This is a genomic window from Sphingomonas sp. SKA58 (assembly GCF_000153545.1).
Lineage (GTDB): Bacteria > Pseudomonadota > Alphaproteobacteria > Sphingomonadales > Sphingomonadaceae > Sphingobium > Sphingobium soli.
The window spans coordinates 74,017-95,645 of sequence record NZ_CH959309.1 but is presented as its reverse complement, the minus strand read 5'-3'; the positions used below and the strand labels follow the sequence as shown (position 1 = coordinate 95,645).

The following is a 21,629-nucleotide window of genomic DNA, read 5'->3' as shown; positions in this document are numbered from 1 at the left end:
GCGGGTCTCATCGGCCATACTCCCCATAAGTCAGTCGCAGGTTCGCGGCGGCCTCGACGGACGCCTCTTCGCGTTGCAGAATTTCCACCCGCAGCATGGCGAGCGTTTTGATGGCGTCGATGATGTCGAGCAGATCCGCGCGGCCTGCGGCAAAGCTCGCGCGTTCGAGGTCCACGCGGCTTTCGGCAAGAGGGAGCAGTTCGTCCGTCGCGCGCTGCCATTGTCGATAAGCGCTGCGCCATGCGGCGAGATCGGTCTCGAACTGGGCTTCGAGTTCACGGAGCCGGTCTGCTCTGGCCGACTGCGCCGCCGCCGCCTCGGCGTCGGCGGCGGCTACACGCGGGTTTTGGCGCCGGTCGGCGAAAATCGGGAGCGTGATCGAACCCATCACCGAGACGACATCGCCAAAGTCGGGATCGCGCCTTCCATAGCTCACATTGACGCCGAAATCCGGACGCCTTTCCGATCGGGCAAGATCACTTCGCGCTTCCGCTTGACGAACCTGCGCAAGCGCCACGACAAGTTCCGGATTGCTTTGCAAACTTGCCCGCAAACCTTCGGGATCGAGATCGGGCGAAGGCGTGGTTCCGGTCGCGATAGCGTTCGTCAGAGCGGTATAGCGCGACAGCATGGCTTGCGCGGCCTCTCGGTCGGCTTCAATCTTGGTCCGCATATCTTCGACCTCGAGCACGGCACGGCGTATTTCGAGACTTTCGGCGGGTCTGGCCGAACCGGCGGCTACAGAACTGCGCGCGAGTGGCACGAGCCCCCCGATTTCAGCAAGCGCATCGTCGGCCACGGTCAGAGCCCGTTGGGCGTAAGCCAACGAGATCCATGCCTTTCCTGCGCTGACGCACACCCTGTAACGGGTTTGAATCAACTGTGCTGCGGCAAAGTCGATGTCGGCGTCCGCCATTCCAGACCGGGCCCTGCGCTTTGCGAGATTGGGAATCTCCTGTTCGATTCCGACTTGGATCTGCGTGGGAAGCTGGCGACCCAGATCAAACGCGGCCGGCCCGCTTACCGGCAGGTTCTGGATGCCCGCGCGAAGGCGCGGGTCAGGCAGTTCATCGGCAGCGTCGGCGATCTCGCGCCGGGCGTCCAGTCGCAGCTCGCTTGTTCGAACCTGCGGCTGGTCGCTAGCCGCTGCTCGCAAAGCTTCTTCATAGCCCACCGACTGGGCATTACTTGCCGGCGCAATGGCCAGCAGGACCGGAAGCGCGGTCCAGCATACTCGTTTCATGATTGTTCATTCCGCAAAAGGAGCGCGTCAGGCACGCGTTCCGGATCACCGGCCCGCGTCGAGCGCAGGCCGTTCATCCAGAGGCAGGAGCGCGCAGGCTTAAGCCTGCACGCGGGTCATGCCGGAAATTGCGGAGGTGGCGGTTCTGGCCCCAGCCTTGGGGCGGCGAGCGAATTGGAGATCAAACCGCTGAATTGAGCAGCCTGCGCCGGTAAGTCTTCGGAAAGGGTCGCATCAGCGCCGGGAGCGAGCGGCGCAATGCACCCGAGCGCCACCAGACAATCCAGCCGAAGGTTCTTGCAAGGTGCGCTGCCGTCATCTTCCGTGGAAGTCGCGCCCGCCATCGTTTCCATCTCTGCGCAGGCCGGATCGCCTGCGTCGACGACCTGAGGAAGAGCAGAAGCATGCGCGGCCGACTGGACGAATAGCCCGCAGGCGATCAATAACAGTCCTAGGGTACGCAAGGCTCGCATCACACTCACCTAGAGCTTTGCCGCTTTTAAGACAAGGTCATGCAGCCTGCGGAGAGTCTCAAAATTATCGTGACCCCTCCCGATTGTCGCCGTACGTGTCTCGAACATGCCGCCTCCTCCTCAGTCGATTCCCAGTTCGGCTTTCAGCGCTGTCATGCTTTCGAAGCGGTCTTCTTCTGGGCGGGCTATTGCGGGCTTGGCGTTGACCCAGGTGTTCTCGCAGACGAATTCGAGCATCGCTGCCGCAAGATCCGCGTGCCGGCAGCGAAAGCAACCTTCGGCAAGGCGCTCGTCGGAAATGACGGCTTCACCGGTATAGGGTTCGTCCAGGAGCCAGCCCGGTCGCGCAGCCGTCCATTCCAGGCCTTTCGCGCGCTCCAGAAGATCTTCCATTGCGCGCATCTGTGCGAGAATTTTGTGCAAGGCTGGTCTTGCTGTGAGCTCGAACCATGCAGGAACGCTGGACTGCGCCTCTACGAACGCTGCCGATATCACGACGATCCGGGAAATGCCGGTTGCCGACATCGCTTCCACCAGCCTGCGGGTTCCCTCCGTGTAAAGCGGAGGCGGATCGATCGCCGTCGATGGACTAAACCCTATACCGAGTGCGGAAATAACAGCACGGCAACCTTCGAGCTCGCTGCTGAAGTCGTCATTGAGTACATCGCATTGGAAGTACTCGACGTTATCGACCCGGTCCGATGGTTCGGGCAAGGTGTGCTCGAACGCTCGAACCGCGATGCCCTTGCGAACCGCATGGCGCAGTATTTCCGTACCGGTCTTTCCTCCGGCACCGAAGACCGCAATGGGTGCTGCATCGGTCACAGGCTCTGCTGCCACTGTCGTACCTCATTATGAATCTGGCCGCGCGTGCCGGGCCCGTCGTGATCATGGAGCGGGCGCCGACGCACGCTGGCGCCCGCTCGCTCGTGTTCACGCCTCGCTGTTGCCGCAGGTCGTGTACCCCCAGAACCCGAACTCGTCCTTCATCCGAGGTCCGGCGACGATGAGTTCCTGCATCTGCAGGCCCGCGTCTCCTTCGTCATCGAGAAGGCGCGTGCGGATACGAAGCTCACCATTCGCATACTCACCCGAGGCGCTTGCTGTGACAGGGATCAGCTTGCCGTTGATCTTGATCGCGCCGCCACCGCTGTTGTCGTAGACGAACGACGGAAACGCGACCTCAGTCAGGCGAAACTGACACGTGTTCTCGGCTCCCAGCGTGGCGAGGTCCGCGTCGCTCATGGTCTCGGGCAGCATGAGGCCCGGGCTGAGGTTGGCAAGAGCGCTCGCAGCACTCTCTATCGGCGCCGCAGTTGCCGGGGGATCGAGCTGTGCTTCGCGATCATTGCCGACCGCGGTATTGGTGTTGCAGGCCGCCAGAGGGAGGGCTGCAAGCGTCAGGATTGCGATCTTGTTCATTGCTGCATCTCCTCGGGCAGGCGTTCTTCGGTGCGCGGACCGTTTTCCTCGATGTCCTGGATGAGATATTTCATCTCGGCGATCTCGCGCCGCTGCGCGACGATGATGGCCTGCGCGAGTTCGCGAACCCGCGGATCCTTCAGGCTCGCCCTCTCGCTAGTCATGATCGCGATCGAGTGGTGCGGGATCATCGCGGCCATGTATTCCGTATCGTCCACCGTGGTCTGGCTGCGTACGAGCCATAGCGCGAGCGCGAAGACGACGGCTCCGACACCCAAGATGATGAAGTTCTTGGTCCGGTCCTTGTACATGCCCCACATGAAGAGAAGCATGACCACCATCATCATCGCGCCCATGACGAACATCATCCAGAAGCGCGTCTCGCTCCAGAAAACGTCGTCCATGTCGAAGCTGTTGGCATACATCAGGAAGAACATGATCACGGTCGAGGTCGATACCATTGCCATGAACCGCCAGTAGTTGCCGCCCCCTCCACCTTTTTCGTGTGCATCGTGCCTAGCTTCAGCCATATCAATTCTCCTTTTCGCTCATGGTTTGATAGACATATTGGGCGGTGCAACTGATCATCAGGAACCCGGTAAGGGCGGCGATGCCGGAAATGGCGCGCATGTGCCCGGCGGGCAGAATATCGCCGAGACCGACCGTCGAGATCGTGATCAGCGCGAAGTAGTAATAATCCATCCAGCTGTTGATGACGTCCTTCTCGAGCCCGCCAAGGCCCCAGACGGAAGCGAGATACATTCCGCCCGCGAATATGCCGGCGATGACCAGATGGCTGAGAAGAACGAGGCTGGAGCCTGCAAGCAGCCGGAAATGGCGTGGGTCCTTGCCTGGCGGAGAAACGGCTTTCGCCCCGCGCAGCATCAACATGTGGAAGTAGAGAGAGATCGCGAACAGCGCGAAACCGAGAAGCAGTGCCCAAATCATAGCGAGACCCAACCCAGGGCCTTGGCACCCATCCAAAGACCCATACCGATCATGAACAGGTTCTCGGTCAACGATACGAAGCCGAGCGGCACGTTGCTGCTTCCGCCGACGCAAGCGCATTTCAACTCGCGCTTGTCGATGTAGACCGCCTTGAACACGCTGACCGCGCCGACCGTCCCTATGAACAGCGATACCGGAACCGAGACGATCGGAAGCGCGTGCGCGACCATTAATATTCCAGCCAAACCCTCACCGAACGGATATAGAAATCCATATCGTACCCAGCGTCGCGCCAGCAGATCGTAGTTGAGGAACATGGTCGAGAAGCTGCGCACGTCCTGCAACTTCTGGATCGCGAGCAAGGCCATCGATAGGCTGACAAACCATTCGACCGCTTCCACCGTGAAAATCGTGTCGAAAACGTACCAGCTAATTGCCAGACCCAGGAGGAAAGCGACGCCGAAAATGGCAATGACGGGCTGGTAGCTGGTCTCGTCATCACCGGCTTGCGTTCTTTTCTTGCCGACATGCTCACGGACATCGTCGTAACCTCCGATGCGCTTCCCGCCGATGAAGGTTTGGGGGGTGGTTTCTACCCCATGCTGCTCTTTGAACGCATCGGTCTCCTCGCGCGTTTTCAAATGGTGGTCGTCCACCTCGAAACCTTCGCGTTTGAGCAAATCGACCGTTTTCAATCCATACGGACAAACGTGGTCCGGCATGACCATTCGGTAAACGGTGGCAGTTTTAGTCGTCACGATATGCTCCGTCTTGAATTTCTTTTGATCCGCGAACTTGGCGCCTCGATCCTCGTCGGCTTTTGGTCGCTGCCTTTGCGCTCGTGTTCTACTAACGGGGTCACCGCCTCTCTTCCGCCGGTCTTTCTGAAGCGGAGTCCATCGCTTGCGAACGCCTGGACAAATAGAACCATTCGGCGATGAAAACGGCGGCAATGCCTGCGACCGCATAGGCGACGACCGCAGGGTCGGTTTTGAGCTTGGCGAAGGCAAAAGCGGTCAGGACTACGCTGTCCGCCACGAGTGCCGACCATAGCACCCAGGCACGCGCACCGATCTCTTCCCGCAAACCGCGCAGCACGCCCCAATGCACAAGCATGTCCATTACGAGATAGAAAAATGCTCCGAGCGAAGCGATCCGCGACAGATCGAACAGGACCGCGAGCGTGCCGGCAATCACTACGGTATAGACCAGCATGTGACTGCGGATCGGTCCGCTCATGCCGAAATGGCTATGCGGGATCATCTTCATCTCGGTCAGCATCGTCAGCATTCGCGAAACGGCGAAAACACTGGCGATGACACCCGAGGTCGTGGCTGCGATCGCGATTGCGACTGTGAAATAGAAGCCAAGCTCTCCGAGCGCGGGGCGCGCAGCTGCCGCAAGAGAGTAATCGCGCGCCTCGGCTATTTCTGAAGTGCTGAGGCTGGCGCCGACCGCCACCGCGACGAGAAGGTAGACGACCACGCATACTGCGATCGAAATGATAATGGTTCTGCCGACATTCCGATGCGGATCGATGATTTCGCCGCCGCTGTTGGTGATGGTGGTGAAACCCTTGAAAGCGAGGATCGAGAAAGCGACCGAAGCGAGCAACGCGTCGAGGCCCGAAAGCGCGACCGGCTCTGCGAAGGCACCGCCTGAAAATCCGGTGGCCCAGATCGCCGCAATTGCGAACAGGGCGATGCCGCCGATCTTGATTGCCGACATAATGAGCGAAAACCCGCTGACCGATTTGTTGCCGGCAGCATTCACGAAATAGGCGAAAACGATGAGGGCCAGTGCCGCGACGGAGACCAGAATGCCGCTGCTTTCGAGCCCAAAGGGCCGCAAGGCATAGGTCGCGAAGGTCCGAGCGACCAGGCTTTCGTTGATGACCATCGACAGCGCCATCAGGAGCGATGCCGATGCTGCAACGACGCCCGGTCCGTAAGCCTTCTGAAGGATCATCGCGATGCCGCCAGAGGAGGGCCAGCGGTTCGACATCTTGATGTAGCTGTAGGCGGCAAGCGAGGTAACCAGCGCGCCGACTATGAAAGAAAGCGGAAATAACGGTCCAGCCAGTTCGGCAATCTGGCCGGTCAGTGCGAAGATACCTGCGCCAATCATGACGCCGGTCCCCATCGCGACACCGCCCAGCAACGTTATCGAGCCCGCATTCTCGCTATGTTGATCGTCGCCATCTGTCTGCAAGTCTTTCCCCTGTCTATGTCATCCCGTCCGAGAAGCATCACGACAAGCAGTACGTTGGGCAGAGGTTCACCCCTTAAAAAGATCCAGCATTTCTGACCGAGCTTTTGACTATCGCATTTCTCCTATTTCGTGCGTGCTGCAATCATACAAATTGGAAGGGTCCGGGACTGTGGGGGCAGCCAGCCCGGACCCGGCGAGAAGTTCGACAGGCTTCTGTGTCGCTTCCCGCAATTAGTCCTCATCGCCTGCAACCTTTCATGCCGACGCATGGAGTGGCTTCACCCCCTTACGGAAAGGACGCGAAGACGCTCTGTCCGGTTGGGCCAAAGGCGATGACGTCGTAAGGCTGGATCCGGTTTCCGGCCTCCATGCCGGGCGATCCCAGAGGCATTCCCGGAACCGCGAGGCCGGCAACGCCGGCGGGCCGTTCGCGCAAAAGCTTGGCGACGGCTTCTGCAGGCACGTGACCTTCGATGATGTATCCATCGACCTCCATCGTATGGCATGACCATAACTCTTGGGGTACGCCCCGCGCGGTCTTGATCGCCGCCATGTCGTTGCTGTCGACCGATGCCACCTTCGTGTTCATCCCGTCTTCGACATGGCCTGCCCAGTTGAGACAGCACCCACATCCTGGATCCCGGAACATCGTATAGGTCGCTGCCTGAGCCACGTTCGAACAGGCTGCCAGCACGAGCAAGGCCGCGCCGCTAATCGATCGCCGGAGCAGCGAAGGCTTTTTCAAATTCATTGTGCAATTCCTTTCTTGTATCCGCGCCATAGCGAGATCGTCCCGGTTGCCGTCGGGAACCGTTGGAGCAGGCATGGCTCGGTGAAGATTTCGGCGAACAGTTTTTCGACTTCGCCGTCGGCGCTGGGCTGCGTGTCGCTTATGCCGTCAAGAGACTGGACGGTCGCCCGGAAGAGGCTCCGCATGAGTGGGCTATCCTGCTTCATATAATCGGAGATCAACACGGTTCCGCCTGGCACGAGCAAGCTTTCGATGGTTTCCGGGATTGTCTGCTTCTTGCGCAAGGGGACCTGGTGCAGGACGAGGCTGCTGACGATCTTGTTCGGCTGCCACCCTGCGGGTAGCTTGAGGCTTTCGAGAAAGCCATTGTGCCATTTCACGAGATCGGCTCCCGCGCCAAACTTGCGCCGCGCAAGCGCGAGCGCATCCGGGTCGGGTTCGACACCGATCAGACCCGCTTCCGGACAATCCGTCATCAAGGCCTTGAGAAGAGTGCCGGTTCCGCTGCCAACATCGATCACCCGGTCGCCGGGGACAAGGTGCAGCTCTTCGACAATCCTTTGGCGCCAGAGATGTTCGCGGGTGAACAGACCGATCGCCCGGTCGTAAAGCGGCGTCAGAAAGCTCTTGCCAAGAAGAGGCGTAAATTCGCCGTGATCTTCAGGTGCGGTGATATTGCTCACGAGTTGGTTTCCATTCATCCCGGGTTCGACCCGATTCTGACAGACCCGTCTCGATTACGTATGGTGGTGGACATTCCCTCAAAAAACGTATGGCCCGCCCCGTTTGCAAGCATGATTTTGAGGTGATCTGATCAGTCTGCGTCAACGTATACGGTCTCACGAGCAAGCCCGTGGCCAAGATGGAGATCCGCGCATCTGGAGCCGCAATAAAGACGTCGGCAGCAAGTGCCATTTTTTTGACCGGGCTTTCCAGATGCTGGTCGACTGTCAGGCCATCTTTCCAATCCTTCCTGCAAACAACGTTGGCCTATGCCCAGATGAGCATCAGGCCGATCGGTTCAAACGGCGACGGGGTAGCTGCGTTCGAAGGTTGCGCCCTTGCGCAAAGCGGCCCAGGCGATCCGCGCCAGCTTATTGGCCAGGGCGACCACGGCAGCATTGCGGTGAACACCTCGTTCCAGCATCGCTTTGAGCCATCGCCCGAGCGGTGTGTCACTTCGAGAGATCGAGGGCAGGCTGGCCCTGGCACCATGGATCAGCAGGGTTCGCAAGTAGGTGTTGCCGCGTTTCGAGATGCCCAGCAGTCGTGGTTTGCCTCCGGTGGTATGCTGGCGTGGGACAAGACCAAGCCATGCCCCCAGATCTCGGGCCTTGGCGAAGCTACCGGCATTGCCGACCGCTGCGATCAGCGCGGTGGCGTTGAGCACCCCGATTCCGGGGATGGATGTCAGACGCCGGGCGGCGGCATCATTGCGGGCAAGTTCAACAAACTCGGCGTTCAGGCTCTCGATTTTCTCGTCGAGGTGTCGCCATTCTGTACGAAGATCGCCGATGAGCCGGCGAATTCGAGGGGACAACCCTGCCTCCCCCTGAAGGAGCAAAGCATCAACACCGAGTTCCAGCTTGCGGCGACCAACCGGAAAAATCGTGCCGCGCTCCAGCATGATGGCGCGCAACTGGTTGATCAGGCTCCTGCGCTCAGCCACCAAACGGGACCGGACGCGGTGAAGGGTCTGGATATCTAACTGATCCTGGCTTTTGAGTTCTACGAAGCGCATCGTCGGGCGTGATGCTGCCTCAGCGATGCCTTCGGCATCCCGGTCGTCATTTTTCTGCGCTTTCACGTAAGGGCGAACGTATTCCGGTGACATCAGCCGGATCTCGTGCCCATGACCGGCGAAGAGACGGCCCATATGATGAGCGCCGCAACACGCCTCCATCGCTACAATGCATGCTGGTAGCTTCGAGACGTAATCGATCAATGTTTGTCGGCGCATCGACCGGCGCAGGACAACCGCCCCGGTCGCATCCACACCGACGATGCTGCAAGCGTTCTTGCCCAGATCAACGCCAAGGATCACAATAGACATCGGTCCGTTCCTTTCCCTTCTCAAGCACCGGCATCATACCCGCTGCCGGGGAAAAGGGGCGGGCCATCCTATAAAGAAGTTTAAGGGATTGTGCAGGCGAGCGCGTATAGGACACGTGCAACCCACAGGAGTTTTTCGGATGCGTGACAATCACTCTCTTGATGCGGTGCTCGGAACCCTTTCCGCCACCGGCACCAGCGAGGTCCCCGCGGACTTCATGGATGGCGTTTGGCAGCGCGCCGGACAGCTTGGCGAAATCGCCGACCGACGCCGCCGGACGGCTCTGTTCGTCGGTCTGTTCGTCGTCGGGCTTGGAGCTGGCGCCGGAACGAGCGGTTGGCCCGGCGGCTATGGCACGTCTTCCGCGTCATTTGGCGAGAGTCTTATCCTCGGCGAACAGCTGTCCCCATCGGCGCTCCTCCATGTGGAGCAATAGGGTTTGAAGACGACGCATATCGTTCTCGCGGTGCTTCTCGCAGCACTTGCAGGATGCCTCGGCGCGATTGCCGCGGACCGCTGGGCCAATCACGAGGCTGGCTCCGGCCTCCACGATTTCGTGCACGACGAACTCACCCTGACGGCCGACCAGGAGCAGCGTCTCGATGCGCTCGAGGCTCGTTTCGCTGTCGAAAGGGCACGGCTCGAAGGATCGGCGCGTGCAGCCAATGCCCGGCTCGCCCAGGCGATGGAAACCGAGCATGAGTACGGTCCCGAGGTCTCGGCCGCGATCGACGAGGTGCATGCACGCATGGGCGATCTGCAGAAAGCAACGGTGCGCCATGTCTTCGACATGCGCGAAATTCTCGAACCCGAGCAGCAACGCCAGTTCGACCGCAAGGTCTCCGACGCCTTGACCCGCGACCCTCGCGACTGAAGCGCCATGTCGGGGGCGGGCGACAATCCGGATGAGGCCCTTGTTTCGCAGGCGAGGGCTGGAAACAAGCGGGCTTTCAGCCAACTCGTCGAGCATGAAACTGGTCGGCTTCTCGCGCTCGTGACACGCATGCTTTCCTCTCCTTCTCAGGCCGAGGACGTTGTTCAGGACAGCCTCGCTTCGGTGTGGCTGACGCGCCATCGGCTTGATCCGGACAAGCCGATCGGACCCTATCTGACAACCGTCGTCCTCAACCGCTGCCGGGACCGTTTGCGCAGGCGCAAGGTCGCGGGCTTTTTCGGACTGTCGGGTGATGACGAACTCCATTCCATCGCCGACGATTTGCCGGGTCCTGAAGCGTTGGCCGTTTCCAGGGAAGAGCTCAATCTCGTTCAGGCCGAGATCGCGCGAATGCCTGTAAGGCTGCGCGAAGCGCTTGTGCTCGTGACCATCGAGGGGCGTAGCCAGGCCGAGGCGGCCGATCTTCTCGGAACGACCGAAAAGGCGATCGAAACCCGCGTATATCGCGCGCGCAACAGGCTGAAGGAGCGCTTCGAAAAACTTTGGGGGGTTGGCTGGGCGCGCGCGTAAGTAACGGTAAACGCCAAGTCAGGAGCCCTTTATGATCGCCGTCAATCGACGCAAGTTTCTCGGAGCCGGAGCAGGAGGAATGGGTCTGCTCGGCCTTGCCGGGGCGATGCCTGCCTGGGCACGGGGCGCGGACATCCTCGCAGGTAACGCCCGCAAGGGGCTGGACGAGATATCCGGCCCCAATATCGACCTCACCGTTGCCCGATCGGCCTTCGCGACCGGCAACAGGCGCGGCGGCGCGATCGCCGTCAATGGCACGATCCCCGGTCCGCTGTTGCGATTGCAGGAAGGCACGACCGTCCGGCTCAATGTCCATAACCAGCTCGAGGAAGATACCTCGATCCACTGGCACGGTCTGCTCGTGCCGTTTCAGCTCGATGGAGTGCCTGGCGTGAGCTTTCCCGGCGTCAAACCGGGAGAGACCTTCACCGCCGAATTTCCGGTTCGCCAGTCGGGTACCTACTGGTGGCACTCGCATAGCGGCCTGCAGGAACAGGCCGGGCATTACGGCGCGATCGTGGTCGACCCCGCCGGACCCGATCCGGTCCAGGCCGACCGCGAATATATCGTGGTGCTGAGCGAATTCAGCGAAATGTCGCCCCACACGATTTTCGACAAGCTCAAGAAGGGCGAAGGCTACTTCAACTACAACCAGAACACCTGGACCGACGATTACCCGCTTTCGGGCGAGGATCGCCGGATGTGGGCGAAAATGCGCATGATGCCGACGGACATCCTCGACGTGTCGAGCGCGGCTTATACCTATCTTCTGAACGGCCATGGCCCGCTCGACAATCTGGAATACCTCTTCCGCCCGGGCGAACGCGTGCGGCTGCGCTTCATCAATGCCGGCGCCATGACCTTCTTCAATATTCGCATTCCCGGCCTGCCGATGACCATCGTTCAGGCGGACGGGCAGAACGTCGAGCCGGTGGAGGTCGACGAGTTCCAGATCGGTGTGGCCGAGACATACGACGTCGTCGTGACGCCGGGCGCGCAACAAGCCTACACGCTGGCCGCGGAGTCGATGGACCGCTCGGGCATGGGTATTGCCACACTCGCGAGCGCAACCGGCGCTCGCGCCGCCATTCCGCCGCTGCGCGATCCGCCGCTTCTGACCATGGCCGACATGGGCATGAGCGGCATGGACCACGGCTCGTCTGGCGATGCCGGCATGTCGGGCATGGACCACGGAAGTGGCGGCGACATGGCGGGGATGGATCATGGTTCGTCCGGCCAATCCGAGATGGCAGGCATGGCCGGCATGTCGGGGATGCAGATGCGCGACACGTCGCTTCTGCCGCCCGATGTGAAGGTCGGGCCCGGTCTCGACATGGTCTCGATGAACCCGGTCGACCGCATGGGCGATCCCGGCATCGGTCTCGCCGATGTGCCGCATCGTACGCTCGACTATCGCAAGCTGCGCGCTCTGACTCCACACCGCGAGGGCCGCACGCCGTCCCGGCGAATGGAAATTCATCTGACCGGCAATATGGAGCGCTACATGTGGTCGTTCGACGGCAAGAAGTTCTCCGCCGTCTCAGACGAGCCGATCCGTTTCGCCTATAACGAGCGCGTGCGCGTGAAGCTCGTCAACGACACGATGATGGCGCACCCCATTCACTTGCACGGTCATTTCTTCGAGCTGGTCAATGGCGCGCCGGCCGATCGTCAACCGCTCAAGCACACGGTAATCCTGCAGCCGGGTGGCAGCGCGCAGTTCGACCTGACGGCGGACGAGCCGGGCGACTGGGCCTTCCACTGTCACCTTCTCTACCACATGCATGCCGGGATGTTTCAGATCGTCACGGTCGCCAATCCCGACGGGAGCGAAGCATGAAAATTCGTATTGTCAGCCTGCTCGCATCGGTCGCAGCCGGCTCAGTTCTCGCCTCCCCCGCGGCGGCGCAGCATGCCGGTCATTCGCCGGCGGAGCCGCAGCAAAGCGCCGAGGCGCAGGCTGACGCGAAGACGAAGTGCGAGGAAGAAGCCGAGCGCCATCGCGCGATGGGGCATCCGGTTGCAGATGGAGCATGCGAACCGGCTGCTCAACCTGAAGCCGCCATGGACCGCTCGCAGATGGATCACTCAACCATGGATCATGGTGCGATGACCGCTCAGGATGGCCATTCTGGCATGACAATGCCTGTGGACGCTGCCCGTCCACAGGCATTGCCCGAAAGTCATGAAGGAATGGATCACGGCTCGATGCCGCAGGGCAAGCCCGCCGAAGGCGCGATGGATCATTCGCAGATGAATCACGGCGAGATGGGTCAGGCGGAGGCCAGTTCGTCGATGGACCATGGGCAGATGGATCACAGCCAGATGAACCATGGGGAGACGCCTTCGCAGGACAGGCAGGGCATGGACCATTCGGCGATGCAGATGGGCTCGGACGATGATATCCCGCTGCTGCCGCCTCCTCCAGAAGCAGGGAGCGGCCCAGCGCGCGCGGCGGTCGCCATCTGGGGCGAGGAAGCCATGAACGAAGCGCGCCGCGAGCTTGTCCGCGAGACCGACGGAGGAATGCGCTTCTGGTTTCAGGGCGACCGGCTCGAGTACCGCGCCCGCGAGGGGAAGGATGGATATCTGTGGGACATCCAGGGATATTATGGCGGCGACATCGACAAATTCTGGTTCAAGTCCGAGGGTGAGGGCAGCTTCGGCGAACCCATAGAAGGCGCCGAGGTCCAGGCGCTCTGGAGCCGCGCCATTGCGCCCTTCTTCGATTTCCAGGCGGGTGTTCGCCAGGACCTGACCGGTCCGGAACGCACGCACGCGGTTATCGGTATCCAAGGGATCGCGCCTTACCAGTTCGAGGTCGATGCCGCGGCCTTCGTCTCCACCAAGGGCGATGTGACGGCGCGTTTTGAGGGCGAACTTGATCAGCGCATCACGCAGCGGCTGATCCTTCAACCGCGTGCCGAAATCGCACTTTCCGCTCAGGATATTCCCGAACTCGGCATTGGCGCTGGCCTCGACCGGATCGAGGCAGGTCTGCGTCTTCGCTACGAGTTCGCACGCGAATTCGCGCCCTATGTCGGCGTTTCCCAGGAATGGCGCATCGGCGACAGCGCGGATTTTGCGCGGGCCGCCGGAGAGGATCCGAGCGTCACCAATTATGTCGTCGGTGTGCGATTCTGGTTCTGAAATCTCAAAAAGGATAGAACTTCCATGACCAAGACTTTGACACGCATCGCGGCGACTGCGCTTGTTGCCACGCTGATACCGCTGCCAGCCTTCGCGCAGCAGATGGACCACTCTTCCCATGCGAACCATCAGATGCACGCGATGGACGCTTCGGCGGACGATGTCGCGGGCGCTGAAGAAACCCTCAAGGCCTATCGCACCGCTCTTGAAGCGCGCGACGCGCAGGCAATGCGCGCGCTCTTCGCCGAGGACTCGGCGATCTTCGAGAATGGCAAGGCCGAAGGAAGCTTTGCCAATTACATGGAGCACCATTTGGGCCCCGAGCTCGACGCGATTGTGAGCTTCACCTTTACCGACCCCACGCTGACCGTCACCCGGATGGGGCACATGGCCCATGCCTATGAGACGTATGGCTATCGCATCGAACTTAGCGATGGCCGGGTGATCGAGCGCGACGGCGTGGCGACATCGGTGCTTGCTCACGATGCGGACGGGTGGAGAATCGTCCAGTACCATTCCTCGTCGCGCGCGCCGCGCAACTGATTACGGCTTTCGAAGAGGTAGCACCGGTTGGCAACGCCGTCGCTGAAGCTGCGCCTGCATGTGCTCGGCAGCAAGATCCACAAATGGCTGGCGATTTTCGTCGGTGTCCAGGTTCTCTTGTGGATGGGAACCGGCGCCCTCATGTCGTTTCTCGACCTGGAAGAAGTTCGCTCCGAACATGTCGTTTCGCGTGAACAAGAGGCGCTGCCCGCCGATGCCCCGCTCCCGGCCTGGGTCGCAAACGACGGTACTCTTGCAGCGGTAACGACACGTTCGCTCGACGGCGATGCCGTGACCGAGGTCCGCAAGGTTGACGGTAGCGTGAGCCTCCACGATCCGGTGACTGGGCGTAAACTCTCCCCCATCTCGGCGGCAACGGCAAAATCCATCGCCTTGCGCGCATGGACCGGGCCGCGCACGACCATCGAGGCCGCACGGATCGTCGATGACCCCATCGGAACCGAGTTTCGCGGCCCTTTTCCGGCCTGGCAGGTCACCTATGCTGACGAGGCTTCGACGCGCATCTACATCGATGCCGCCAGCGGCACGCTCGGGGCAGCGCGCAGCGATACATGGCGCCTGTTCGATTTCATCTGGGGCCTCCACATCATGGACTGGACCGAGCGCGACCGCATCAACAGTTGGTGGCTGCTGCTGTTCGGCATTGGCGGCACGATCATAGCCCTGTCGGGTTTCGTCCTGCTGGCGAACCGGATGCCGAGGCTGCGCCGCCGCGCAAAGAAGAGCAAGCTCGCCTGAGCCCATGGGGCTTATTCGCGTGGGCGAACGCTTTACCCTCGTTCGCCAGGCCGAACGCGGCCAGGAGCCGAATGCGTTCGACGATCGCGATGATGCCGCCAGCAAGCGTGACCACCCGGGCGCACTTCAGTCGCGCTGAACTATCAAATTAATGCGAGGGGCACGCGGCTGCCGTGCGTATCAGGCACATAGGTCGCACTTTAACTGCAGGGTCGGGAGACATACGAGACATGAAAGCCCCCTCATTTCTGGCGCTGCTCGCCGCAAGCCTGCTCTTCGTCGGACCCGTTCAGGCTCATGGCGACGAAAAGCACGGCGAAGAGGCGAGCGCCGCGCCTGCTGCCACCAATGGCGATGTGCACGACCAGGCGGCCATGGCGCAGATGGGCGAGACTGCGGATGCTGGCGAGTCCTCCGGCGCGCACGATGAAGCGGGCGCAGCCCATGACGAGGCCGGTGGCCATGCGGATGAGAGCGAAACCGGCGTCATGGCCGTACTGAAAAAGCTGCATCCGGCAACGATCCACTTCCCGATCGCCTTGTTTTTCATGGCTGCGGCCACCGAATTGTTCGTGATGCGCCGGAAAGGAGCGGGCCTGGAAAGTGCGGTGCGCGTACTCGTCTACGGCGGAGCAATCGGCGCAGTCGTCGCAGTTCTGTTCGGATGGATTCACACCGGTCTGTGGTTCGGCGGCGATACTGTCATGCAAGTCCATCGATGGACCGGTATGCTGATCGCGGTTCTCGGTATTGCGATGGCATACCTCGCGAGCAGGCCGAGCCAGAGCCGCGCATGGTTGCGCGCGTCGATCTTCTCCATGGCGGCACTCGTTCTCATCCAGGGGTTCCTTGGCGGCGAGCTCGCGCACGGACCGGACCATCTTGGCGTTTCGTGGCTCTGAAGGAGTTGAATAACATGCGAATTCTGAAATCGAACACCGCGATAGCATTTCTCGCGACCGCGCCATTGACGTTCGCTCTCGCCGCTTGTGACCAAGCGCAGGAGAGCACACCGGCTGCTGAGGTTTCGCCTATGGGCGGAACTGCGGTGATGCCTGGCACGGCACCCGAGGCGGGTCTTGCAGACCCGGCAACCTCTCCCTCCGAAAATGAGGCAGCGGCCGCACGTCAGGACGCTCTTTCGACAATTGGCGCCGCCACGCCTGCGTCACGGCGCGCTGTCCCGCCCGCATCACGCGCAACTGCCACACCCGCAGCGCCAGCAACGCGCACGCAACCCGCGAGCGAGGCGACCCCGCCCGCCGATCCCCATGCGGGCCATGACATGTTCTCGATGGCCGATCACGACATGGACAGCATGTGATCGGGCGCGTTCCCCGGTGACACGGCTATTCAGGAGATACCCTGGGCAGGAAACCGCAACGAACATCGCAAGATCAGGAAAGGACGGCCCCGCCTCCCCCCGAAGCCCTGCGGGTCGCAGGTGCCCCCAAGGGGCCGTCCAGGAACCCCGCGTGAAGCCCAACCCGACTCGCGGGGTTCCGCTTGCCCGGCTTTGCTGTCCCGGTGCCAGGCGCTTGCCGGCATGGCATTGTGCTATGTGAGCAGCGCGCAGAAAATCGCCTCGATGATTATGAAAGCAACCGCATCTGTCGGAATCGGGAAAAGCCGGAGCGTTGTCGGCTTGGGAGGACGAAGGTAAGCGGTTCACTTAGCGTCTATGGATTGAGCCCGAAGTACAACGGCCGCATTCGTCCAATCGACGAGCAGAGTATTTCATTCGATCTCATACGCAAAACCAGCGCGGAAATAGACGGATATCCGCCAAAAAGGGCTGCTAGTCGCTGCCAATCGCAGATCCGTAGGCGGAGACCTAAACTGCTAGCGATTGGTGATTGATCGCTTTTTGCCGTGGATTGAGAGTTTGGCCGAACGGCTTGTCTGCTTGAGAACAACACTAATAGCCGACTGACCGCTAGCGGCCCAGTGCCGGTCGTTACTGCGACTCTGTCGCTCCGGTCGGGCAAGCGACCGATATCGGGCCGTGAGTTGCCAGGCAGCTTATATATTGCAGAGAGTACCAAAGCCGACGTTCGAACCAGCGGTACTGTCGATGTAAACGCGAGGCTCTACTAGCCGGCAGAATGGGGCGGTAGCGGAAAAGCAGGTTTTGGCAAACGGACGCGACGGGCGAGAGGGTGCAGCGGCAATGTTTCAACCACGCTGTAGAGCCACGGCAGGCGCGGAAGGCTTAGTGCCCGAATTCTCGATCGGCAATGTCACAGCAATGACACGCGGGGCTAAGGAGCCTGCCACCAAGTCGGCGAGACCGGCACATTGGCGGCGTGCAGCTCGGTGACAAGCTTGCGCTGCCATCCTTCCTGATCATCGAAGGGCACATAAACGATGCCATCATAGTCGGAAGGCCGTTCGACGTTCGGCGGAACGAGCGCGCAAACGCGATCGGCGCCGAGCTGGCCGATGAAGAAGCCCATCTCGAAAATCACGTTCTGGCGCGGGCGCGGCGCGGGATCGGCGGGCGCCACGCCGGCCGGCAGAAGCCCCGGACGCAACTGGCCCAGATCATCGGGCGTCATCAGGATGACAGCGTAGGCGGCGCCATCGGCCTCCTCCTGGAACTTGGTGAGGATCGACCGACCCTGATTGGGGCGCTCGCTCAGGATGATCACGCCGAGGCCGACACGGGTTTCTAGGAACCGCGCGACCGCATGTTTGGCGGCCTCGTCACGGCCATGGACGAGAAAGACCTTGGCTGGCACGACATCAACGGCGGGCGCGGCTTCCGGCTCGGCCGGCGCTGCGACCGCCTCCGGCGCGGCGTCCGGGATCAGCCCCTTTTGGCGCAGGATCGCGTAGAGATCGCCTGCCTTGACCGCCCAATGGGTGCGGCTGAACTCGAAATCAGCGAGCTGCAGATCCCATTTGGTCGCCGCGATCTGCTCGAGCGAGAGCGCCGGCACGTCCTCGTCGAACTCAAAGATCACACGAAATTCCGAGCCGCGCTGCTGGATGCGCTTGATCGTGCCGAGGCGCGGCGTGCCTTCGGTGTGCTGCTCGTACATGAAAAGGGTGGGAAGCTTGGCGAGCTCCTCCAGCGCGTCTGGGGTCAGCGCCTTTAGGGCATCGCGAATGACGTCCTCGGTATATTCGAGCATCCGGGTGCGATCCCAGACATAGACGCCTTCTTCCCAGGCATTGTCGCCAGCGGTGACCATCACATTATACATTGGCGCCCGAACCTTCCCCGTCCGACGGCGGATCGGAGCCGATCCCGCTCCAATCTTCTGCCCAATCGCCATCCTCGCGCGAGCCGGCCGGATAGACTAGCGCGTAACCCTTGGGCGTCTCCCATTGTCCCAGGCTGTCGAGCACATAGGCGCGATCGAGCGTCCGCCCGACCCCGACGCGCAGCACCGCGATGGTCTCGTCCCATTGCGCGAACAGGATGGCGATGCCGGCGCCGCCGTCATCGTCGACCTCATGTGCCGTGATCGCGAGCGCCGCCCCGCTCACGACGAAGCCGCGCTCGGACAGCGCCGTCAGCTTCGCACGCCCCTCGAGCTCGCTGCGAGTGATGGCGAGCGGTGTTGCCGGGGCGCCATCGCCGACCAGCCCGGCGCAGAAATCGTGGAACGCCTCCAGCATCTCGGCCTGATCCAGGGTGTCGAGCTCGTCGAACCCGAAATCGAGACGCGAGCAGCCCGTCATCAAGCCGACCAGCGCGCGGCCGCCATTGATCGTCGCGAGCGGCAGATAGGGGCGGTCATCATTTGGCGCGGCGGTCAACGCCTCGGCGGTAATGTCGAACGCGGCGGCGATCGAGGCGATGGTGTAGGCGCTGACCTTTTCGCCGCGTTCGATCCGCTGCACCGACGCGACGCTGCGCCCCGCCAGGGCGGCGAGGTCTTCCTGTGTCAGCGCGCGGGCGGCGCGCAGCGCTTTGATTCGGTCGGCGGTGGCCTGCATCAGCGGCGAAGCAATCATAGTGGCGTCTCCGTGTCGATGCGTTTTCATCGCGCGGTCGCCGCCCATCAGGCCACGTCAGAAATCCTTCAGCGCCTCCGCAATCGCGGGCACAGTAGGGCCAGCGAAGACTCGAGAGTAACGACCCATGGCCAAAGTGACGTTCGGCAACCGCCAGGCCGGCATCTTGTGTAATCTCCCTACCGAGCGGCGACTCGACCTGATCGCTGAAGGATTGCCGGTGATCCTCGCCAGCGCCGAGAGCTTCTGGACGGCGGCCGCCAGCCTGACGCAGGCGCCCCGCGAAGCCCGCGTGCTTGAAGGGTTCGCCGAGGAGGAAGCCGCCAAGATCCTGATCCTGATGGATCTGGTGCGCTGCCCGCCCAAGCTAGTCGCGAGCCTCAGCGGCAAGATCGTGCGGACCTTCTACGATCACCTCGGCCGATTGATCTATGGTGACGCGCAGAGTTGGCGTCCGGTCGATGTGGCGCAGCTGCGCGACTATGTCGATAACACGCGACAGGGCCATTATCTCGAAGGCTATGCCGGCGAATATATCGTGCCGAACTGGAGCCGCTATAGCCGCGAGGCGGCGATGTACGCCGATATCGAAGTGCTCGATAATGGCAGCGCGCACTGGAGCGAGCCGCTGCAATTCGGTTCGGTCAGGAGGCCAAGCGAGCCAGCCGCGCTGATGCTCGGCAAGGCGATGGCGGCGGTGGGGATGTTCACCCGCGCGGGGCTGCAGGCGGTCGCCGAGGTCTGGGGCGAAGTCGAGTTCGTCGACACGCAGGGCTATACCGAACAGGAAAAGCTGACGCAGGCGATGTTCGAACGGCTCGATGCGGCGCAGGTCGTAACGGAGGCGGCCAGCGCCGATCACGTCAGGTTGCTGCGGCATTATTGGCAGCTTCCGATGTACCACCTCGACTTCAAGGAGGCGGCGGTGCCGCTTGAGACGCTGCAGGCGGATCGCGAGGCGCAGCTTTGGGCCGAAGCCGGCTATGGGCCGGAATACGGCTGATTGTCGGCCGCCTCCCAGCGCTAAACCTGGCGAGAATACGCGGCACGGCGACTTTCTCGACCTCCAGATGGCTTCGTCAGCAGCGAAATGACGCCTCGTAAGACGCCATGACATCAAGGTCCAAGAAGCGCGAGGCGGCGTCTTTTCATCCGACGCCGTGCCTCAGCCGCTTACAGCAGAGTATAAGTGATCGCCTGAGCCTGGTCATAAAGGCGTCACGGAGATGGCCACCACGATCTCGACCAATGGCTCCTGTTGGGGTTACAGGGCGTCTCACGAGCGACCGGAAAGGGCGCCTTGCTGCCATCTCTGCGTTGGATGAACGAACGACCGCTCCAGCCAGGTGGCCGCCCGGAAGCGGACTTACCGGACAGTCCGACAGCGCCGCCATTCCACCCGCATCGTCCGCTTTCAGGCTGCCGGCAGCGAGGGTTTCAACGACCGAGATGGGCGCAAGCCGCCTTAAAAAGGATTGATCATCCCAGTGTAGCGTGCTTCAACAGCCTCGTTGCGTGACCAACTGGTACAGCAGCATGGTACAGCAGTGGTTTCTGTGGGAAGAAAAATCCTCGGATTTCCGCCGTTTTCTGAGTTCCAAGACCCCTCCACGACTCGAACCTGCTCTGACCCTATCTGGGGGGAACGACCCGCGAAATTGTGATATATACGAATGGCGATCGGTCGGTTGACTGGGGCGCAAGAGCATCAGAACCGAAAACCGGTCGCTTGCGATTAGTACATCGGGCGGGCCTATATGCCTCCGCCTCGGCACCCGGCTTGAGCGTCCAAACCAACATGTCGGGATAGAATGAAGGTCACCTGGTCACCTTTTCCTCGTCCGGAAGCGAACTCGTCACCCCCGTTACCGCTCATGTGGTTGCTCGCTTGCACTGCGCATGAGACGATCACCGTCATCCCAAGTTCTGCGCCGGCTGCCTTGTCCTGGGCGATCTGCGATCAGATGCCATCGCAGGCGTCTCTTCTGTCTAGCGACAAATACGCATTACCACCGGCAGATGGTCGGCATAGTCTGCCCAGGGCAACCAACGAAGCTCGCAGCGGAGTGAGTGTGGATCGGAAGGGAACAGTATGACGATCGCGCTTAACGGGTTATATCGATGCCGGCTGCTCACTTTCACACGGTGGTCGTGTTCCATCTGGGCGATTTTCGCCGCGCTCACTGTGCCAACGCTACCTTCGCCGGCCAGGGTCGTTCCCGCAAGGGAAGATACCTCGACCACCAAGCTCGCGGGTGTCTGGTCATTTGATGGCCGATCCGGCTGTAAGTCGGGGATGGCCTGGGTTCTTAATCGCAACGGATCTTACAGCGAAATCCGATTGCCTGACCAGACGCCGCTTGGCGGAGGAAAGTGGTATGAACGCGGCGATACCATCTATTACTCATTGCCGCGAGTACTGACAGCGGCCGCGGGACGGCCCGACAAGCGTATGGTCATTATAGAGCGCGGCCCGCAGCGCCTGGTGGCCGTGACGAACCGCAGGGTTCGTCATGTGATGCACAAGTGTCCGGGATGATCGAATGCCTTCGATCGAGATGTGCGAAACGTTCTGGCCCAAGCCCGAAAAGGGACCAAAAACGAGAGTGGAGTTCGAAGTCACACGTCGAGCATTGCCCCCTTAT

24 protein-coding genes are annotated in these 21,629 nt (G+C 61.4%); 11 read left to right on the top strand and 13 right to left on the bottom strand.

Annotated elements, in window-relative coordinates; genetic code table 11:
• Positions 1-7 precede the first annotated feature (7 nt).
• The 11 genes from SKA58_RS18595 to SKA58_RS18545 all read right to left on the bottom strand — a co-directional run bounded on the left by SKA58_RS18595 (position 8) and on the right by SKA58_RS18545 (position 9,101).
• Positions 8-1,174, bottom strand: a complete 1,167-nt coding sequence (locus SKA58_RS18595; RefSeq protein ID WP_228222245.1) for a TolC family protein — start codon at positions 1,172-1,174, stop codon at positions 8-10.
• A gap of 185 nt (positions 1,175-1,359) precedes the next feature.
• Positions 1,360-1,719, bottom strand: a complete 360-nt coding sequence (locus SKA58_RS19245; protein ID WP_232209509.1) for a hypothetical protein — start codon at positions 1,717-1,719, stop codon at positions 1,360-1,362.
• Positions 1,720-1,836: 117 nt separating this feature from the next.
• Entirely contained in the window at positions 1,837-2,541 is a 705-nt protein-coding gene (locus SKA58_RS18585; protein WP_009823999.1) for an NAD(P)-dependent oxidoreductase, read from the bottom strand.
• Between the two features lie 108 nt (positions 2,542-2,649).
• On the bottom strand, positions 2,650-3,138 hold the full coding sequence (locus SKA58_RS18580) for a DUF6692 family protein (protein ID WP_009823998.1): 489 nt from the start codon (positions 3,136-3,138) through the stop codon (positions 2,650-2,652).
• Positions 3,135-3,599, bottom strand: a complete 465-nt coding sequence (locus SKA58_RS18575; RefSeq protein ID WP_008603933.1) for a DUF305 domain-containing protein — start codon at positions 3,597-3,599, stop codon at positions 3,135-3,137. Before SKA58_RS18575 ends, SKA58_RS18580 begins: the two co-directional genes overlap by 4 nt.
• A 70-nt stretch (positions 3,600-3,669) precedes the next feature.
• Positions 3,670-4,086 carry a potassium channel family protein gene (locus SKA58_RS18570; RefSeq protein WP_008603934.1) on the bottom strand — a complete coding sequence of 139 codons (417 nt, stop codon included), beginning with the start codon at positions 4,084-4,086 and terminating at the stop codon, positions 3,670-3,672.
• On the bottom strand, positions 4,083-4,814 hold the full coding sequence (locus SKA58_RS18565; RefSeq protein WP_009823997.1) for a glutaredoxin family protein: 732 nt from the start codon (positions 4,812-4,814) through the stop codon (positions 4,083-4,085). The genes SKA58_RS18570 and SKA58_RS18565 overlap by 4 nt, the downstream gene beginning before the upstream one ends.
• A gap of 130 nt (positions 4,815-4,944) precedes the next feature.
• On the bottom strand, positions 4,945-6,246 hold the full coding sequence (locus tag SKA58_RS18560) for an APC family permease (protein WP_269572094.1): 1,302 nt from the start codon (positions 6,244-6,246) through the stop codon (positions 4,945-4,947).
• A gap of 337 nt (positions 6,247-6,583) precedes the next feature.
• Positions 6,584-7,048, bottom strand: coding sequence for a DUF411 domain-containing protein (locus SKA58_RS18555; protein ID WP_008603937.1), 465 nt, complete (start codon positions 7,046-7,048; stop codon positions 6,584-6,586).
• Positions 7,045-7,749, bottom strand: a complete 705-nt coding sequence (locus SKA58_RS18550; RefSeq protein WP_009823995.1) for a class I SAM-dependent methyltransferase — start codon at positions 7,747-7,749, stop codon at positions 7,045-7,047. Before SKA58_RS18550 ends, SKA58_RS18555 begins: the two co-directional genes overlap by 4 nt.
• Before the next feature lie 320 nt (positions 7,750-8,069).
• Positions 8,070-9,101, bottom strand: a complete 1,032-nt coding sequence (locus SKA58_RS18545; RefSeq protein ID WP_009823918.1) for an IS110 family transposase — start codon at positions 9,099-9,101, stop codon at positions 8,070-8,072.
• A gap of 139 nt (positions 9,102-9,240) precedes the next feature.
• On the opposite strand from SKA58_RS18545, the gene SKA58_RS18540 reads away from it, so the two are divergent.
• The 9 genes from SKA58_RS18540 to SKA58_RS18505 all read left to right on the top strand — a co-directional run bounded on the left by SKA58_RS18540 (position 9,241) and on the right by SKA58_RS18505 (position 15,920).
• Positions 9,241-9,537: a hypothetical protein gene (locus SKA58_RS18540; protein WP_009823994.1), complete on the top strand. Its 297-nt coding sequence runs from the start codon at positions 9,241-9,243 to the stop codon at positions 9,535-9,537.
• 3 nt (positions 9,538-9,540) lie between these two features.
• The gene (locus SKA58_RS18535; protein ID WP_009823993.1) at positions 9,541-9,975 is read left to right on the top strand and encodes a Spy/CpxP family protein refolding chaperone; all 435 of its coding nucleotides are present in this window, start codon (positions 9,541-9,543) and stop codon (positions 9,973-9,975) included.
• A gap of 6 nt (positions 9,976-9,981) precedes the next feature.
• Complete coding sequence (locus SKA58_RS18530) at positions 9,982-10,566, top strand: RNA polymerase sigma factor (RefSeq protein ID WP_009823992.1); 585 nt, start codon at positions 9,982-9,984, stop codon at positions 10,564-10,566.
• Positions 10,567-10,597: 31 nt separating this feature from the next.
• Complete coding sequence (locus SKA58_RS18525) at positions 10,598-12,406, top strand: copper resistance system multicopper oxidase (protein WP_037544129.1); 1,809 nt, start codon at positions 10,598-10,600, stop codon at positions 12,404-12,406.
• Entirely contained in the window at positions 12,403-13,716 is a 1,314-nt protein-coding gene (locus SKA58_RS18520) for a copper resistance protein B (protein WP_009823990.1), read from the top strand. The genes SKA58_RS18525 and SKA58_RS18520 overlap by 4 nt, the downstream gene beginning before the upstream one ends.
• Positions 13,717-13,740: 24 nt before the next feature.
• Positions 13,741-14,259 (top strand): YybH family protein, encoded by a 519-nt coding sequence (locus tag SKA58_RS18515; RefSeq protein ID WP_009823989.1) that lies wholly within the window; start codon positions 13,741-13,743, stop codon positions 14,257-14,259.
• A gap of 27 nt (positions 14,260-14,286) precedes the next feature.
• Positions 14,287-15,018 (top strand): PepSY domain-containing protein, encoded by a 732-nt coding sequence (locus tag SKA58_RS18510; RefSeq protein ID WP_009823988.1) that lies wholly within the window; start codon positions 14,287-14,289, stop codon positions 15,016-15,018.
• Positions 15,019-15,022: 4 nt separating this feature from the next.
• Positions 15,023-15,157, top strand: a complete 135-nt coding sequence (locus SKA58_RS20535; protein ID WP_266101055.1) for a hypothetical protein — start codon at positions 15,023-15,025, stop codon at positions 15,155-15,157.
• A gap of 91 nt (positions 15,158-15,248) precedes the next feature.
• Positions 15,249-15,920 (top strand): DUF2231 domain-containing protein, encoded by a 672-nt coding sequence (locus tag SKA58_RS18505; RefSeq protein WP_009823986.1) that lies wholly within the window; start codon positions 15,249-15,251, stop codon positions 15,918-15,920.
• Between the two features lie 1,359 nt (positions 15,921-17,279).
• On the opposite strand, the gene SKA58_RS19240 is transcribed toward SKA58_RS18505, so the two are convergent.
• Together SKA58_RS19240 and SKA58_RS19235 are read right to left on the bottom strand one after the other, a co-directional pair.
• The gene (locus SKA58_RS19240; RefSeq protein WP_009823985.1) at positions 17,280-18,227 is read right to left on the bottom strand and encodes a TIR domain-containing protein; all 948 of its coding nucleotides are present in this window, start codon (positions 18,225-18,227) and stop codon (positions 17,280-17,282) included.
• Positions 18,220-19,032 carry a helix-turn-helix domain-containing protein gene (locus SKA58_RS19235; protein WP_009823984.1) on the bottom strand — a complete coding sequence of 271 codons (813 nt, stop codon included), beginning with the start codon at positions 19,030-19,032 and terminating at the stop codon, positions 18,220-18,222. The genes SKA58_RS19240 and SKA58_RS19235 overlap by 8 nt, the downstream gene beginning before the upstream one ends.
• Positions 19,033-19,111: 79 nt before the next feature.
• Between SKA58_RS19235 and SKA58_RS18490 the strand changes: the two genes are divergently transcribed.
• Both SKA58_RS18490 and SKA58_RS19970 read left to right on the top strand, forming a co-directional pair.
• A complete protein-coding gene (locus SKA58_RS18490; protein WP_009823983.1) occupies positions 19,112-19,987 on the top strand; it encodes a hypothetical protein in 876 nt (291 codons plus the stop codon).
• A 1,089-nt stretch (positions 19,988-21,076) separates the two neighbouring features.
• Complete coding sequence (locus tag SKA58_RS19970; protein ID WP_156784277.1) at positions 21,077-21,523, top strand: hypothetical protein; 447 nt, start codon at positions 21,077-21,079, stop codon at positions 21,521-21,523.
• Positions 21,524-21,629: the final 106 nt, after the last annotated feature.

Excerpts from the sequence above, each read along its gene's own strand:
- SKA58_RS18580 (WP_009823998.1), bottom strand. The coding sequence starts at position 3,138 with ATGAACAAGATCGCAATCCTGACGCTTGCAGCCCTCCCTCTGGCGGCC.
- SKA58_RS18575 (WP_008603933.1), bottom strand. The coding sequence starts at position 3,599 with ATGGTATCGACCTCGACCGTGATCATGTTCTTCCTGATGTATGCCAAC.
- SKA58_RS18570 (WP_008603934.1), bottom strand. The coding sequence starts at position 4,086 with ATGATTTGGGCACTGCTTCTCGGTTTCGCGCTGTTCGCGATCTCTCTC.
- SKA58_RS18565 (WP_009823997.1), bottom strand. The coding sequence starts at position 4,814 with ATGGTCATGCCGGACCACGTTTGTCCGTATGGATTGAAAACGGTCGAT.
- SKA58_RS18555 (WP_008603937.1), bottom strand. The coding sequence starts at position 7,048 with ATGAATTTGAAAAAGCCTTCGCTGCTCCGGCGATCGATTAGCGGCGCG.
- SKA58_RS18550 (WP_009823995.1), bottom strand. The coding sequence starts at position 7,749 with ATGAATGGAAACCAACTCGTGAGCAATATCACCGCACCTGAAGATCAC.
- SKA58_RS18545 (WP_009823918.1), bottom strand. The coding sequence starts at position 9,101 with ATGTCTATTGTGATCCTTGGCGTTGATCTGGGCAAGAACGCTTGCAGC.
- SKA58_RS18540 (WP_009823994.1), top strand. The coding sequence starts at position 9,241 with ATGCGTGACAATCACTCTCTTGATGCGGTGCTCGGAACCCTTTCCGCC.
- SKA58_RS18530 (WP_009823992.1), top strand. The coding sequence starts at position 9,982 with ATGTCGGGGGCGGGCGACAATCCGGATGAGGCCCTTGTTTCGCAGGCG.
- SKA58_RS18525 (WP_037544129.1), top strand. The coding sequence starts at position 10,598 with ATGATCGCCGTCAATCGACGCAAGTTTCTCGGAGCCGGAGCAGGAGGA.
- SKA58_RS18520 (WP_009823990.1), top strand. The coding sequence starts at position 12,403 with ATGAAAATTCGTATTGTCAGCCTGCTCGCATCGGTCGCAGCCGGCTCA.
- SKA58_RS18515 (WP_009823989.1), top strand. The coding sequence starts at position 13,741 with ATGACCAAGACTTTGACACGCATCGCGGCGACTGCGCTTGTTGCCACG.
- SKA58_RS20535 (WP_266101055.1), top strand. The coding sequence starts at position 15,023 with ATGGGGCTTATTCGCGTGGGCGAACGCTTTACCCTCGTTCGCCAGGCC.
- SKA58_RS18505 (WP_009823986.1), top strand. The coding sequence starts at position 15,249 with ATGAAAGCCCCCTCATTTCTGGCGCTGCTCGCCGCAAGCCTGCTCTTC.
- SKA58_RS19240 (WP_009823985.1), bottom strand. The coding sequence starts at position 18,227 with ATGTATAATGTGATGGTCACCGCTGGCGACAATGCCTGGGAAGAAGGC.
- SKA58_RS19235 (WP_009823984.1), bottom strand. The coding sequence starts at position 19,032 with ATGGGCGGCGACCGCGCGATGAAAACGCATCGACACGGAGACGCCACT.
- SKA58_RS18490 (WP_009823983.1), top strand. The coding sequence starts at position 19,112 with ATGGCCAAAGTGACGTTCGGCAACCGCCAGGCCGGCATCTTGTGTAAT.
- SKA58_RS19970 (WP_156784277.1), top strand. The coding sequence starts at position 21,077 with ATGACGATCGCGCTTAACGGGTTATATCGATGCCGGCTGCTCACTTTC.